Raw genomic sequence first — 13,976 nt, forward strand, 5'->3', positions numbered from 1 at the left:
ATTATAAATAAATGAAAAACAATGTGTTAAAAATATTTTTAAAAAAACATCATTTTTTGGGTTACCTTTTTTGGTTACGTGTATTAAGAGATGAAAAAGAAAATTATTTCAATTTAAATTAGAAAATTAGAAAATGAAAAACGCATTAAAATTCGGTTTCTTAGGTTTAGCTTTAACTGTAGCTTTCGCATCTTGTAACAATTCAGAGAAAAAAGCTGAAGGTGCTGCAGATTCAGCTTCTGCTTTAGTTGATTCAGCTGCTAACACATTAGATTCAGCTGCTACTAAAGTTGATTCAGCTGCTGCTAAAGTTGATTCAGCTGCTGCTAAAGTTGATTCAGCTGCTACTAAATAATTCAGGACTGAATAAAGCTTTTGGAAGGCCTTTTTTACGAAAGGCCTTTCTTTTTTTAAAAAAAATAAATACAGGGGTTACCTTTTTGGTTTAATGGTATTAACTCCTAAATAACAAGATTTAAAAATATTTTAATTTTAATAAAATGAAAAACGCATTCAAATTCGGTTTCTTAGGTTTAGCTTTAACATTGGCTTTCGCATCATGTGGTGAAACAGCTAAAAAAACTGACGCTGCTACTGATTCAGCTAACGTTGCTTTAGATTCAGCTAACACGCAATTGGATTCAGCAAAAACTGCTGTAGATTCAGCTGCTGCTAAAGTTGATTCAACTAAAGCTGCTCACTAATTCGCTGAAAAAGAATTTACACCGTATAAAAAGCTTCCTTCAACAAGGAGGCTTTTTTTATATCTACACCAATTAAATTGCTAAGCTCCAAGCATTTTTTTACCTTTGCCAAAAATCATTCAATCTATGGCTTTATCATCTTTAACAGCAGTTACGCCTATTGACGGACGCTATTACAATAATACTAATGAACTTTCAGCATTTTTTTCCGAATTTGCTTTAATAAAATATCGTGTACGCGTAGAGGTCGAATATTTTATTGCATTAAGTGAATCCGGTATTGCTCAATTACAACAGTTTGACAAAACACTCAATGAAAAATTGCGGGATATCTACAGGAATTTTTCTGAAGAAGATGCCATTTGGATCAAAAACACAGAAAAAGTTACGAACCATGATGTTAAAGCAGTTGAATATTTTCTAAAAGATCAATTTGAAAAATTAGGATTACAGGACTACCTTGAATTCATCCATTTTGGTTTGACTTCACAAGATATCAATAACACAGCGATTCCACTTTCCTGGAAAGAAGCCATTAAAGAAAGTTATACACCGGCAATAGAAGAGTTGCTTCATGAGTTAAAATCATTAGCAACGTCATGGTCAGACATCCCGATGTTGGCACGTACCCATGGACAACCGGCATCTCCAACTCGTTTGGGTAAAGAGTTTTATGTTTTTATCGAACGCATAGAACGTCAATTGCAACTATTACATCAAGTACCGTATTCCGCTAAATTTGGTGGCGCAACTGGTAATTTTAATGCGCATCACGTTGCATATCCAGCGACAAATTGGATCAATTTTGGGAATAATTTTGTAAACAATATCTTGGGGTTAGACCGTTCACAAACGACCACACAGATTGAGCATTACGATAACTTTGCGGCGAGCTGTGATGCCTTAAAACGGATAAACAATATTGTCATCGATTTATGCCGTGACATTTGGACATATATTTCGATGGAATATTTTAAACAAAAAATCACTGCTGGTCAAATCGGTTCTTCGGCTATGCCACATAAAGTCAACCCGATTGACTTTGAAAATGCAGAAGGAAATTTAGGTATTGCAAATGCCATTTTTGAGCACCTTGCGGCTAAGTTACCAGTTTCCCGCCTTCAACGAGATTTAACAGATTCTACGGTATTACGTAATATTGGTGTTCCGTTTGCACATACCCTAATTGCTATTAAATCGACTTTGAGAGGGTTACGCAAATTGATTTTAAACGAACAGGCGTTGGCCAATGATCTTGAAAATAATTGGGCTGTTGTTGCGGAGGCACTACAAACTATATTGAGAAGGGAAGGCTATCCAAAGCCGTATGAAGCTTTAAAAGACCTAACACGTACCAACACACATGTTACAAAAGAAACGATAGCAACATTTGTTGATAATCTAAATGTATCAGCGGAAGTTAAAGAGGAACTGAAAGCGATCAGTCCTTCTAACTACACAGGTGTCACTTTATAAGCTTTTACTTATAGATGACCTTAACAAAGCTTCATTTGACCTATATTTGCTTGGAATAAAAATAGATACTACATGGCTACGATTAACGTATATACAGAGTCTACACCCAACCCTTCTACAATGAAGTTCTTGGTCAATAAATTGTTGATCAACGGTAGTGTGGATTTTCCAAATAAAGAAGCAGCACAAGATTCACCGTTTGCACTTGAATTATTCAAATTTAACTTTGTAAATGGGGTATTTTTTGCAAGTAACTTCGTGACCATTACCAAAACTGAAGATGCGGAATGGGAAGACATTGAAGCCTTGCTAAAAGACTTTGTAAAAGGTGCTGTAGAGTCTGAACTTGCTGTAAAAACGGTACACCACGATACAGAGGTTAATTTTGAAGGTACTGAAACTGAAGTGAAGATACAACAAGTATTACATGATTATGTAAGACCTGCTGTTGAACAAGATGGTGGAGCAATCCATTATAAATCCTTCAACGAAGGTATTGTGACAGTTGAACTAAAAGGTTCTTGCAGTGGTTGTCCATCTTCGACAATCACATTAAAAGCAGGAATTGAGGGATTGTTGAAACGCATGGTTCCAGAAGTGACTGAAGTTGTCGCTGAGGCCATGTAATCACAGCTATTCGATACAATAAAAAAAGGATTCAGTAATTAATTTTGCTGAATCCTTTTTTTATTCACTAGTCTTAAGAAGAAATAATCGCTATCCACCATCTGCTTGGTATAGCATTTTTTAACCTAATTGACTACTTCAAATGAATCTTTAAGCGGAAGATTAACAGAAGAATTACCGATAAATAGTTCAAATTTGCCGGGTTCAACTGTCCAGTTATTATGCTGATCCAAAAGTTCCAGGTGGGCAGGTAAGATCGTAAACTGTAACGTCTTCTTTTCCCCTGGATTAAGCTCAACTTTTTCGAATCCACGCAAATCCATCTCATATGTCGTTACCGAAGACAGCACGTCTTTGATATAAAGCTGAACAACTTCGGCGCCTTTCCTCTTCCCTATGTTTTCAATATCAACCGTAACTGTAAGGGAATCCGTTGGTCTGATCTGTTTCTTCGCGAGTTGTAAATTTGAAAAACTAAAATCTGTGTAGCTTAATCCATATCCAAAAGGGTATAAGAATCCAACAACCCGACTATTGCCCCACCCATTGGGTCCGACCCCAGGTTGCCCCGCCTGTGCAGCGGGCTTGGTCGGAAAATTCATTTCAACCTGTCCGACGGACTTCGGAAATGAAATAGGCAATTTTCCACTAGGGCTATACCCTCCAAACAGCATTTCGGCAAGAACATTTCCCGACTGATTGCTAAGAAACCAACTCTCCACAATTGCAGGTAGATACTTGTTTTCCCAATTGACAGTAAGTGGACGACCATTGACAAGTACCAGCACAATAGGTTTACCTGTTTCCTTCAATTTCATTAAATAGTCGCGTTGCTTGCCTGGCAAATTTAGATCTGATCGCGATCGACTTTCACCGACTTCCCGTTCCGACTCGCCCATTACCGCTATGATTAGGTCAGATTCTTTACCGAGACGAACACCTTCGGCCATCTTTTCCAGCTCCTCGCCGGACAAGTCTGTTGGAATAATCTCACTCTCAGGCCAGTTTTTATCCACGACATCTACCCCTTTTGCATAATCAACCCGAAGTGCCTTTGTTTTTCCATAGTTTATAATCCCATCTTTGATGGTGGTGATCGGATTATTGGAAGGTCCATAGCGACTTGTCGTATAATTTGTTGCTTCTGCCATTGGTCCCGTAACCAAAATTCGTTTGTATTTATTCACGTCTATTGGGAGAAGATTCTGTTCATTTTTCAACAGAACAATAGACTCCTTATTCATTTGAAGTGATACTTCTTCATCTGCGGGGGTATGCACCTTTTTATCGGCTATCGCTATATCTTCTCTCAATGGATGATCAAATAAACCCAGTTTAAATTTCACGGTCAGGACTTCGCGAACCCGCTGATCCAATATTTTGATATCCAGCCCTCCTTCTTCTATTAGTTCCATTAGTGGCGTTAGATATGTACTCGGTGGATCAAAATTTGTCCGCACATTCAAACCCGCCTCTAATGCCTGTTTAATAGCATCTTTATAGTTTGCAGCAACATGGTGTTTGTTGTAAATAAACTCTAGAGCCTCACTGTCGGACACCACATACCCTTCAAAACCATACTCTTTTCGGAGTAAGTCCTGTAAAAAATAGCTGCTGGCAGATACAGGCACGCCATCATAATCATTATAACTACTCATGACTCCCAAGGGTTTGGCTTCCTTTATGACCCTTTTAAATGGATAGAGGTGAAGCGAATGCATCTCACGAAAGCCAACATGAGGATCCGTACGTGCATTGCCATCTCTTCCCCCTTTGGGCACAGAATAGACCGCATAATGTTTCAATGTGGATGCGACTCCATTTTGTTGAATCCCTAAAACAACTTGTTTCCCCATTTCAGCAATATGAAACGGATCTTCGCCATAGGTTTCAACCACTCTTCCCCAGCGCGGATCTCTAGAAACATCAAGAATAGGCGTATAGACATTGGTATAGCCCAGATATTTGGCTTCCCTACCAATTATATCGCCAGCTTTACGTACCAGTGAAGTATTCCATGTACTTCCAATATTGATTGGTGCCGGCAGGGAAGTAGCGCGATCATGGTTGAGTCCATGAATCCCCTCATTGGTAAAATCAACGGGAATACCAAGTCGTGTGTTTTCCACAAACCATTTTTGAACATTATTTAAGGCTTGAGCATGGCGGCTGAAGGGATACGAAAATGAACTTTTTGCCGACTTATTATAAGCCAAGCTATTCAACATTTCGTCGATATTGGCCAAGCCGTGTTTCCAAATCTCTTTGTCCCAAGCGGCAGTGGGCTGCTCATCTTTCAAAACCCGCCCATAACCGTAGAGTGTAACCGTCTGATTGGCCTTTTCTTGAACAGTCATTTGACGCAACAGATCCTCCACGCGACTGGCTATTTTCTGTTTGGGGTCTTCATAAATATCCTTTTTCCCATTTTTGTTAAAATCGATCCAATCCTTATGGTAAATGTTGATGTGCTGGGCAGAAGAATGCAAATAAAGGGCTGAGAGCGCTGAAATAATAAGGCTGCTTTTGAGTTGATTAGGCATTATGCTGAAAATTGTTGGTTTTATAAAGTGAAGCAAGGTACAAAAAAAATAAAAATCCGCAGATCAAACACATCGTCGATCTGGGATAAGTCAATATAAATTCATTTTTTAACAAGCATCTAGCTTAAAAATAGTTAACTTTACGACCAATTGTGAAACCAACAAAAAAAATGAGTGCAGATATTAACAAACTAGAACAAATTGCATCACAGGTAAGACGTGATATCGTACGTATGGTACACGCTTGTCAATCAGGACACCCAGGTGGTTCGTTAGGTTGTACAGATTACTTTGTGGCGCTTTATTTCAATGCAATGAAACGCAATCCTTCCTTTGACATGGATGGAAAAGGAGAAGATTTATTCTTCCTGTCAAATGGACACATCTCTCCTGTATTTTACAGTACATTGGCGCATGCGGGATATTTTGAAGTGAGCGAATTAGCAACGTTCAGAAAAATCAATTCCAGACTTCAAGGTCACCCAACAACACACGAAGGCCTTCCGGGTATTCGTATTGCTTCGGGATCATTGGGCCAAGGATTATCTGTTGCAATTGGAGCCGCACAGGCAAAAAAATTGAATAAAGACAATAATCTAGTTTATGTTTTAATGGGTGATGGCGAATTGCAGGAGGGCCAAGTTTGGGAAGCTGCAATGTACGCACCACACAACAAAATCGACAATTTAATTGCTACTGTTGACTATAACAAAGCACAAATTGACGGATCTACAGATCAAGTATTATCTCTTGGTGATCTTCGTGCAAAATGGGAAGCATTTGGCTGGGATGTGATGGAAATTGCTAAAGGCAATGACATGAATGCTGTTGTTGCAGGTTTAGCAGAAGCTAAATCACGCACAGGAAAAGGTAAACCGGTTATTATTCTGATGCATACTGAAATGGGTAGCGGTGTTGATTTTATGATGGGTTCTCATAAATGGCATGGTGTTGCTCCAAATGACGAACAATTGGCGTCGGCGTTGAATCAGCTTACAGAAACTTTAGGAGATTACTAGCATGAAAAAATATACTTATACAGAGTCAAAAGATACACGCTCAGGATTTGGTGCGGGCTTACTAGAAGCAGGAAAGCAAGATGAGAATGTAGTTGCATTATGTGCTGATTTAATCGGTTCGTTAAAAATGAACGATTTTATCAAAGAATTTCCTGAGCGCTTTTTCCAAATCGGTATTGCGGAAGCAAACATGATGGGTATTGCTGCCGGACTTACGATCGGTGGTAAAATACCATTCACAGGTACATTCGCAAATTTCTCAACAGGCCGTGTTTATGATCAGATTCGCCAATCGATCGCATACTCGGACAAAAATGTAAAAATTGCGGCGTCACATGCTGGTCTAACCTTAGGTGAAGATGGTGCAACTCACCAAATCTTAGAAGATATCGGTTTGATGAAAATGTTGCCTGGAATGACAGTGATCAATCCTTGTGATTTCAATCAAACAAAAGCCGCTACGATTGCTGCAGCCAAATATGATGGACCGGTTTATTTGCGTTTTGGCCGTCCTGTAGTTCCTAACTTCACTCCTGCTGATCAGGAATTTGTGATTGGTAAGGCGGTATTATTAAATGAAGGAACGGATGTTACGATCATTGCTACAGGTCATCTGGTATGGGAAGCTATCCAAGCTGGTGAGCAATTAGCTGAGTTGGGCATCAACGCTGAGATTATCAATATCCATACAATCAAACCTTTGGATGAAGAAGCTATTTTAAAATCTGTTGCTAAAACCAAATGTGTCGTAACGGCGGAAGAGCATAATCGTCTTGGCGGTTTAGGTGATAGCGTTGCTCAGGTATTAACAAGAGAGTTGCCTACTCCACAAGAATACGTTGCTGTAAATGATAGTTTTGGAGAATCAGGTACTCCTGCTCAATTGATGGAAAAATACGGTCTGAATGCAGCGGCTATTGTTGCAGCGGCTCAAAAAGTAATCAAAAGAAAATAACAAAACTACGCAAGTCAATATATGGATGACGCTTTAATTATAGCAAAATTCGCCGAAGAGAGTACGCGAGAAGAAGCTTTCCGTTTATTGTTGAAGAAATATCAACAGAAGATTTATTGGCATGTGCGAAGAATGGTCATCGATCATGACGATGCGGACGATGTTGTACAAGATATTTTTGTGAAAGTATGGAAGAACCTTGGGAACTTCCGGGAAGACTCACAGTTATACACGTGGCTTTATCGTATTGCAACAAATGAATGTATTACCTTCTTAAATAAGAAAAAGCAAAAGCAGAACGTGTCGTTGGATGACGACACGACTGCTTATCTGGCAGAAACGCTTGCTGATGGCAATTATTTCAATGGTGATAGAGCTCAAATGAAATTACAACAGGCTTTGTTGACCTTGCCAGAGAAGCAAAAATTGGTCTTCAATATGAAATATTTTGAAGACATGAAATATGAAGAGATTTCAGAAGTTCTCGGAACAAGTGTTGGAGCGCTTAAAGCCTCTTATCATTTGGCCGTCAAAAAAATAGAGGCATTTTTTAACAACAACGATTAAACCTTTTAGCGAAATTAGGTTCTAACAAATACTATGAAGGAAAATGGCACATATCATGATGGGCTGGAGCCTACAAATCTTCCAGCATCGTTGCGTGAAAATCCATTTGGCTTACCTGAAAATTATTTCAGTGATTTAGAATCAAAAATAATTACGCAAGTCAAATTGATTGAATGCAAGGAAGAATCCATCTTTGAGGTTCCAGAAGGATATTTTGATAGCCTATCTGAGGCCATTATGTGTAAAGTAGCAGAAGACAATTTAAAAAATCAAGTTGCTACTGACGGCTTTGAAATTCCTGAAAATTATGCTTCCGAACTATCTTCAACTATCCTCAACCGAATTTTAGAAGACAAATTAAAAGAAACGATTGTATCTGATGGCTTTACAATGCCTTCTGCTTATAATCAAACGCTTGAAGATTCCATCTTCGCCCGTTTAGCTGAGCAGGAATTGAAGAAAACAGTTCCTACAGATGGTTTCTCTGTTCCGGCTGGCTATGAAGAAACAGTTGAATCGACTATTTTTGCTCGTATCGCTGAAGAAAAACTCAAAGAAACGGTTGTGACTGCAGGCTTTGATGTACCACAACATTATTTTGAGACTCTTTCCGACAGTATTATTAATGCTGTGCAGGAGCCTGAAAAAGATCATACACCTATCCATCAAATAGGAAGACCGAAAAAATGGTATGCACGCTATGCTGTTGCAGCATCTTTTGCCGCCATGTTGAGCATAGGAGGATATTGGGGGTATCAGTATCAACAACAAAATGCAGCTCCCGTAGAAACAGTTGCAGAAGAGCAGTTGAGCCAACATTTGTCAGAAATTCCTAAGCAGGAAATTATTAATTACCTTGCGGCTTCAGCTTCTGGTGATGATATGATCTATATGTCCCAGTATACCGATGAAGCGAATCTCCCTACCAAGGGATTTGGGAGTAATATATCTAAACAAGAAATAGAAGATTATCTAAACTATACCTTATAATGATGTTCGATAAAAAATACATATGGATAACATTGTTCTTTAGTATATTTTCTATTGCCTTGGGCTTTGCACAAGACAAAAATCGATTTCAAGCTATAGAAAATGAAAAAATAGCTTACATTACTAAAGAACTAGATTTAACGCCAAGAGAGGCTCAGCAATTCTTTCCGCTCTATAATGAGTATAGCCAAACACTTTGGGATATCAGAAAAGAAAAATTGAATGGTGCTCCCAAAAATAGTTTTAGAGGTGGTTCCAGAGATGTCTTACAGTATGATGTTAAAGAAGTGGAGATCAAAAAAGAATACCGGGTCAAATTTGCCAAAGTTATTGGCAATGCGCGGGCATCGCAATTTTTTGAAGTAGAACAGGAATTCAGAGAACATCTATACAAATCCCTGCAGAATAGAAGAAAATAATCTCGAAAATAAAAAAGAAGTCTTGAAGACTTCTTTTTTATTTTCGGACATTTGTAAGATCATGTTAAGCAACAGAGAATTATTTTTAATGAATACTGCTCAAACATCTAGCTCACCTAGATTGGTTGAAGTAGTTAAGGCTGAAGGTGTCTACCTTTATGGCCCCAATGGAGAAGAATATATGGATTTGGTCTCCGGCTTCAATGTCAGCAATATAGGCCATCGTCATCCGAAGGTTTTAGAGGCTATAAAATCACAATTGGAGCAGTACTTACATGTCACCGTTTATGGTGAATTTGTGCAGGCGCCACAGGTGCAATTTGCTACAGAATTACTAGCAGAACTTCCCGCTAATTTTCAATCAGTCTACCTCACCAACAGTGGAACGGAAGCCGTAGAGGGATCTATGAAAATAGCAAAGAAATATACTGGTCGCAGGCAGATTATCGCTGCAAAAAAAGCGTACCACGGCAGCACACAAGGCGCGCTCAGTCTGATCGGAAACGATGAGTATCGCAAAGCGTATGCCCCCCTCCTTCCCGAAATAGATTTTATCGGGTTTAATGACATGGAAGATCTCACAAAGATTACGGAACAAACTGCTGCTGTCATCCTCGAAGCTATTCAGGGAGAAGCTGGTGTCCGAGTCCCGGATATCGCTTACATGCAAGCTGTTAGAAAACGCTGTAATGAAACAGGTACTTTACTGATCTTTGATGAAATTCAAACAGGTTTCGGTCGAACAGGCCGTCTTTTCGCCTTCGAACATTTTGCTATTGTTCCAGATATCCTGATGCTTGCCAAAGGCATCGGAGGCGGTATGCCCTTGGGTGCATTTGTTGCAGCCAAAGAAGTGATGGACGTTATTAAGGATAATCCCATGCTTGGGCACATCACAACTTTCGGGGGGCATCCTGTGAGTTGTGCCGCAGCGCGGGCTTCACTAGCTGTTATCAAGGAAGAAAAATTAGTCGAACAGGTTGAGCGAAAATCGCTTTTATTTAAAGAAAAACTCAGGCATCCTGCAATTAAAGAAATTCGAGGACTAGGCCTTATGATGTGTCTGCAACTGGCTTCTTTTGATCAAGTTTACAATGTGAGTAAGTATTGTGCTGAAAAAGGGGTTATGATCGATTGGTATCTGCATTGTGAAACGGCACTCCGTGTCGCCCCACCATTGACTATTACAAATCTAGAAATTGAAAAAGCTTGTAACATCATTATAAAAGGTTTGGAAAAGTATGCCTAAAGTATGTAACTTTAAACATAACAAAAACCTAATAATGAACACAAACCGCAGATCATTTATCAAAAAAAGCATTATTGGCACCGGTCTATTGACTGGCGCCGATTTACTGAGAAACGATGTATTCGCACACGAATCAACAGTCGGTTCCTCAAAAATCACTTTAAATAACGACGACATCATTTTATTTCAGGGCGATTCCATTACGGATGTGGGCCGAGATAGAAATAACAAAAATGCCAATGACACCGCAGCGCTGGGGCATGGTTATGCTTTATTGGCTGCCAGCCAACTCTTAAATAAATATCCAGCAAAGAGACTAAAGGTATATAATACAGGTATTAGCGGAAATCGTGTACCCGATCTTCAAAAGCGCTGGCAGGAGGATACTCTGGCAATTAACCCTACTGTATTGAGTATTTTGATTGGTGTGAACGATTTCTGGCGGACAATCGATCGAGGAGCACAGACTACGGTTGAAGAGTATAAATCCCAGTACAAACAGCTATTGCAGGAGACATTACAAAAGCTTCCAAATGTCAAATTGATCATTGGAGAGCCTTTTGCAGTAAAGGGTGTAGGTCACATTACTGAAGCTTGGTATCCAAAATTTTTGGCTTATCAAGAATCCGCTCGTGAGATCGCCAAAGAATTTGGAGCAATTCTTATCCCCTATCAAAAAATATTCGACAATGCTCAAAAGAATGCCCCTGGTGCCTATTGGGCTGCGGACGGCGTACATCCCACGCTTGCTGGGGCACAAATGATGGCCTCAGCCTGGATGGACTGCATCAAGTAATAAAAGAAAAGAGCGGATACTTTATTGAAATCCGCTCTTTCTTTTTTAACATATGCCTATATGTTAAATCTAAATTTCTTTATAAGGTGTTTTTTGTAGATTGGGAAGAAAATAAGCCACAATACCGATCAATGGCAGATAGGAACATAAGTGATAAATAAACTCGATGGAAGTATGATCTGCCTGCCAGCCAAGTACAGCGGATCCAATCCCCCCCATTCCAAATGCAAAGCCGTAAAATAAACCTGAAACCATACCCAACTTTTTAGGCAATAGTTCTTGTGCATAAACAATAATTGCTGGAAAAGCTGATGATAAAATCAACCCAATAATCACGATTAATATCCCCGTCATCGTAAGTCCAACATAGGGTAATGCCAATGCAAATGGCGCAACGCCCAAGACGGAGAACCAGATGACATATTTGCGACCAAATCGATCGCCGAATGCTCCTCCAAGTAGGGTTCCCACCGCAACGGCTATCAGAAAATAAAATAGATAGACTTGTGCTTCCACTTCATTGATTCCGAATTTCTTGATTGTATAAAACTGGAAGTAGTTTGTGATACTTGCTATATAGAAGTATTTTGAAACAATCAGTAATAGGAGTATAATAACCGTCACGACGATTCTGCTATTGGGTAGATCAGGTACGCGTATTGTTCTCTTCGTTGATTTAGCGGAGCTTTGAAGCCTCTTTTTATACCAACTACCGATATAATAAGATATAAATTGGCCGAGAATGGTAAATAAGCACATCCAAGCGATCGCCTGTTGCCCTCTCGGTAAAACCAAAAAAGCGACAATGATTGGAGCCATTGCGGTCCCTGCATTGCCTCCGATCTGAAAAATAGATTGTGCCATACTTCTTCTTCCTCCCGACGCCATATAAGCTACACGAGAAGATTCAGGGTGAAAGATTGAAGATCCAATCCCGACCAGAAAAACAGAAAATAAGATCCATTCATAACTATGTGCTTTCGAAAACAAAAACATACCGAGAAGTGAAAAAGACATCCCTATAATCTGGGAGTACGGTACAGGATGTTTATCCGTAAATGAGCCTACAACAGGCTGGAATATTGAAGCTGCTATCTGATAAACCATTGTAATCATCCCAACCTGAGAAAAGCTTAGATGATGCTCTTCTTTGAGCAAGGGATAGGTTGCCGGTATCACTCCCTGAATCATATCGTTCAGAAGATGCACCATACTCACGGCAAACAAAATAGAAAAAATAGGTCTACCCGCCTTCTCTTGTATCATGACGTCTTTCAAAAATTAAAAAGGTTGATTTTAACAAACCAACCTAAACTACCTTCATATAATAATTACAATACGCGTACCAACAATCCTTTCAGATATTCACCTTCGGGGAACGAGGCCCGGACAGGATGGTCTTCAGGTTGATGAAATTGTCTGATAAACTGAATTTCCTTACCGGCATCCAGTGCAGCCCAAGCGAGCACTTGTTTGAACGTATCCATATCCATCGCACCTGAACAAGAAAATGTCGCTAATAAACCACCGCTATTTAACAACATCAATCCGCGGCGATTCAGGTCTTTATACGCCCTTGATGCTCTTTCCAATGCAGATCGAGAGGGTGCATATTTCGGTGGATCCAGGACAATCAGATCAAATTTTTCCCCTTCATCAATGAATTTACGCAATTGCTTGTTTACATCAGACAATATTGCTTTATGTCGACTAGGTTCAAAACCATTTTCAACAATATTCTTTTCCAGGGTTTCAATAGCCAGTGCAGAACTATCTACAGATATGACTTCTGCAGCGCCACTTTTCAAACTATTTAACGTAAAACCACCGGAATAGCAGAAACAATCTAGGACTCGTTTATTCAAAACGTAGTTGGCCGTTAGCTGGCGATTTTCACGTTGGTCGCAATAAAATCCCGATTTTTGCCCATCAATAATGTTAACCTTATAATGAATGCCATTTTCGATAACGTCGACAAATTCAGATGGAAGTTCTCCAAACAAAAGTCCATTGGTATCGGGTAATCCTTCATGTTCGCGGGATTTCAGATCACTGCGCTCATAAATTCCTTTGGGTTGCAGCAAAGCATTCAATTCATCTATAATAATGGATTTGACTTTTTCCACCCCAACTGAATGAATCTGAATGGATATAAAATCTGCGTATTTATCTGCAATAAGTCCAGGAAGAAAATCTGCTTCAGCAAAGATTAAACGAACTGTATTGGTAACGCCTTCTTGCAACAGATGCTGTCTTGCTGCAACAGCCTTCTGAACTCGGGCACGCCACCAATCTGCATCAATCTGTGCTTGAGGGTTCCACTCCAATAAACGAATGGCTACACGCGAGCTATTGTGAAATAGACCATAGGCAATAAATTCACGTTCAGCATTGTAAACGCCAACAACTTCGCCATCTTCAATTTTATCGGACAATGATTTAATTGCTCCAGAAAATACCCAAGGATGCAATTGCCAGGCAGCTTTATCCTTACCCTTATTCAAATAAACTGATTTCATTGTTGCAAAATTAACTTATTAATTCGACATCCTGATGAAACTTTCCGGATAAAACAATCTAACATCCTCAATACATTATATATTTCCCAAAAATCCTTTTAATCCAAAAAAC

The 13,976-nt window shown here is 39.4% G+C and carries 14 protein-coding genes; 11 read left to right on the forward strand and 3 right to left on the reverse strand.

Features of this window, described 5'->3' with window-relative positions; translation table 11 throughout:
* Positions 1-133: 133 nt before the first annotated feature.
* From L1283_RS18480 to L1283_RS18495, 4 genes are all read left to right on the forward strand, one after another.
* On the forward strand, positions 134-355 hold the full coding sequence (locus tag L1283_RS18480; RefSeq protein WP_075994129.1) for a PG1828 family lipoprotein: 222 nt from the start codon (positions 134-136) through the stop codon (positions 353-355).
* A 145-nt stretch (positions 356-500) separates the two neighbouring features.
* Complete coding sequence (locus tag L1283_RS18485) at positions 501-704, forward strand: PG1828 family lipoprotein (protein WP_088162907.1); 204 nt, start codon at positions 501-503, stop codon at positions 702-704.
* Positions 705-830: 126 nt separating this feature from the next.
* Positions 831-2,180, forward strand: coding sequence for an adenylosuccinate lyase (gene purB / locus L1283_RS18490; protein WP_088162908.1), 1,350 nt, complete (start codon positions 831-833; stop codon positions 2,178-2,180).
* 72 nt (positions 2,181-2,252) lie between these two features.
* Positions 2,253-2,807 carry a NifU family protein gene (locus tag L1283_RS18495; RefSeq protein WP_088162909.1) on the forward strand — a complete coding sequence of 185 codons (555 nt, stop codon included), beginning with the start codon at positions 2,253-2,255 and terminating at the stop codon, positions 2,805-2,807.
* Between the two features lie 125 nt (positions 2,808-2,932).
* On the opposite strand, the gene L1283_RS18500 is transcribed toward L1283_RS18495, so the two are convergent.
* The gene (locus L1283_RS18500; RefSeq protein WP_088162910.1) at positions 2,933-5,350 is read right to left on the reverse strand and encodes a glycoside hydrolase family 3 N-terminal domain-containing protein; all 2,418 of its coding nucleotides are present in this window, start codon (positions 5,348-5,350) and stop codon (positions 2,933-2,935) included.
* A 170-nt stretch (positions 5,351-5,520) separates the two neighbouring features.
* Between L1283_RS18500 and L1283_RS18505 the strand changes: the two genes are divergently transcribed.
* The 7 genes from L1283_RS18505 to L1283_RS18535 all read left to right on the forward strand — a co-directional run bounded on the left by L1283_RS18505 (position 5,521) and on the right by L1283_RS18535 (position 11,345).
* The gene (locus L1283_RS18505) at positions 5,521-6,369 is read left to right on the forward strand and encodes a transketolase (protein WP_075994134.1); all 849 of its coding nucleotides are present in this window, start codon (positions 5,521-5,523) and stop codon (positions 6,367-6,369) included.
* A 1-nt stretch (position 6,370) separates the two neighbouring features.
* On the forward strand, positions 6,371-7,324 hold the full coding sequence (locus L1283_RS18510; protein WP_075994135.1) for a transketolase family protein: 954 nt from the start codon (positions 6,371-6,373) through the stop codon (positions 7,322-7,324).
* A gap of 21 nt (positions 7,325-7,345) precedes the next feature.
* Positions 7,346-7,891: an RNA polymerase sigma factor gene (locus L1283_RS18515; RefSeq protein WP_075994136.1), complete on the forward strand. Its 546-nt coding sequence runs from the start codon at positions 7,346-7,348 to the stop codon at positions 7,889-7,891.
* Positions 7,892-7,924: 33 nt separating this feature from the next.
* Positions 7,925-8,881, forward strand: coding sequence for a hypothetical protein (locus tag L1283_RS18520; RefSeq protein WP_145327963.1), 957 nt, complete (start codon positions 7,925-7,927; stop codon positions 8,879-8,881).
* Positions 8,881-9,300 carry a hypothetical protein gene (locus L1283_RS18525; protein ID WP_232475616.1) on the forward strand — a complete coding sequence of 140 codons (420 nt, stop codon included), beginning with the start codon at positions 8,881-8,883 and terminating at the stop codon, positions 9,298-9,300. Before L1283_RS18520 ends, L1283_RS18525 begins: the two co-directional genes overlap by 1 nt.
* 61 nt (positions 9,301-9,361) lie before the next feature.
* A complete protein-coding gene (locus L1283_RS18530; RefSeq protein ID WP_088162912.1) occupies positions 9,362-10,549 on the forward strand; it encodes an aspartate aminotransferase family protein in 1,188 nt (395 codons plus the stop codon).
* Positions 10,550-10,583: 34 nt separating this feature from the next.
* Positions 10,584-11,345 (forward strand): SGNH/GDSL hydrolase family protein, encoded by a 762-nt coding sequence (locus tag L1283_RS18535; protein ID WP_075994140.1) that lies wholly within the window; start codon positions 10,584-10,586, stop codon positions 11,343-11,345.
* Positions 11,346-11,414: 69 nt separating this feature from the next.
* Here L1283_RS18535 and L1283_RS18540 read toward each other — a convergent pair whose 3' ends face one another.
* Together L1283_RS18540 and L1283_RS18545 are read right to left on the reverse strand one after the other, a co-directional pair.
* On the reverse strand, positions 11,415-12,611 hold the full coding sequence (locus tag L1283_RS18540) for an MFS transporter (RefSeq protein ID WP_088162914.1): 1,197 nt from the start codon (positions 12,609-12,611) through the stop codon (positions 11,415-11,417).
* 65 nt (positions 12,612-12,676) lie between these two features.
* Positions 12,677-13,864, reverse strand: coding sequence for a class I SAM-dependent rRNA methyltransferase (locus tag L1283_RS18545; protein ID WP_075994142.1), 1,188 nt, complete (start codon positions 13,862-13,864; stop codon positions 12,677-12,679).
* Positions 13,865-13,976: the final 112 nt, after the last annotated feature.

This window comes from Sphingobacterium sp. HSC-15S19, assembly GCF_050433745.1.
Taxonomy (GTDB): Bacteria; Bacteroidota; Bacteroidia; order Sphingobacteriales; family Sphingobacteriaceae; genus Sphingobacterium; species Sphingobacterium siyangense.

Bases quoted from the DNA above. Each gene is read 5' to 3' on its own strand.
- L1283_RS18530 (WP_088162912.1), top strand. From the start codon at position 9,362: ATGTTAAGCAACAGAGAATTATTTTTAATGAATACTGCTCAAACATCT.
- L1283_RS18510 (WP_075994135.1), top strand. From the start codon at position 6,371: ATGAAAAAATATACTTATACAGAGTCAAAAGATACACGCTCAGGATTT.
- L1283_RS18545 (WP_075994142.1), bottom strand. From the start codon at position 13,864: ATGAAATCAGTTTATTTGAATAAGGGTAAGGATAAAGCTGCCTGGCAA.
- purB (WP_088162908.1), top strand. From the start codon at position 831: ATGGCTTTATCATCTTTAACAGCAGTTACGCCTATTGACGGACGCTAT.
- L1283_RS18515 (WP_075994136.1), top strand. From the start codon at position 7,346: ATGGATGACGCTTTAATTATAGCAAAATTCGCCGAAGAGAGTACGCGA.
- L1283_RS18505 (WP_075994134.1), top strand. From the start codon at position 5,521: ATGAGTGCAGATATTAACAAACTAGAACAAATTGCATCACAGGTAAGA.
- L1283_RS18535 (WP_075994140.1), top strand. From the start codon at position 10,584: ATGAACACAAACCGCAGATCATTTATCAAAAAAAGCATTATTGGCACC.
- L1283_RS18525 (WP_232475616.1), top strand. From the start codon at position 8,881: ATGATGTTCGATAAAAAATACATATGGATAACATTGTTCTTTAGTATA.
- L1283_RS18500 (WP_088162910.1), bottom strand. From the start codon at position 5,350: ATGCCTAATCAACTCAAAAGCAGCCTTATTATTTCAGCGCTCTCAGCC.
- L1283_RS18495 (WP_088162909.1), top strand. From the start codon at position 2,253: ATGGCTACGATTAACGTATATACAGAGTCTACACCCAACCCTTCTACA.
- L1283_RS18540 (WP_088162914.1), bottom strand. From the start codon at position 12,611: ATGATACAAGAGAAGGCGGGTAGACCTATTTTTTCTATTTTGTTTGCC.
- L1283_RS18480 (WP_075994129.1), top strand. From the start codon at position 134: ATGAAAAACGCATTAAAATTCGGTTTCTTAGGTTTAGCTTTAACTGTA.
- L1283_RS18520 (WP_145327963.1), top strand. From the start codon at position 7,925: ATGAAGGAAAATGGCACATATCATGATGGGCTGGAGCCTACAAATCTT.
- L1283_RS18485 (WP_088162907.1), top strand. From the start codon at position 501: ATGAAAAACGCATTCAAATTCGGTTTCTTAGGTTTAGCTTTAACATTG.